The sequence below is a fragment of the Bradyrhizobium sp. NBAIM08 genome (assembly GCF_020193935.1).
Taxonomy (GTDB): Bacteria; Pseudomonadota; Alphaproteobacteria; order Rhizobiales; family Xanthobacteraceae; genus Bradyrhizobium; species Bradyrhizobium yuanmingense.
On record NZ_JADYVR010000554.1, the window covers coordinates 1 to 430 of the forward strand.

At 66.3% G+C, this 430-nt stretch carries 1 pseudogene; it reads right to left on the reverse strand.

What is annotated here, in order from left to right:
* A pseudogene (locus tag I6F37_RS40915) lies at positions 1-430 on the reverse strand (hypothetical protein); the annotation flags it as partial.

A 430-nucleotide genomic window follows, 5' to 3' on the forward strand; every position in this document is an offset into this window, starting at 1 on the left:
ATACCGGCACTGTGCCCCGCGGGAATACTGCGGGGCTGGCGCGCGTGGTTCATCACCTGGGCGACCGTTGCGGTCTGGCCGCCGGGCAGCACCTTGACCTGCTGGCCCGGCTCGACGATGCCGGTTGCCACGCGGCCCCAGAATACACGCCGGCCCTGGCTGGTATCGGAAGACGAGGAGAACTTCTCGACCCATTGAACGGGGAAGGCAAATGGTTCCTGGGTTTCGGCAGCTGCGACTTCCAGCTGTTCCAGCAATTGCAGCAGCGAAAGGCCGTGATACCCGCACCAGCCGGGCTCGGCGGCCACCACGTTGTGGCCCTTGAGCGCGGAGATCGGCACGACGGCATGCACGGGAATGCGGGCGGCCGAAGTGAACGCATCCAGCGCGGCACTGATGTTGTCGAAGGCGAGCTTGGGGTCCTCCACCG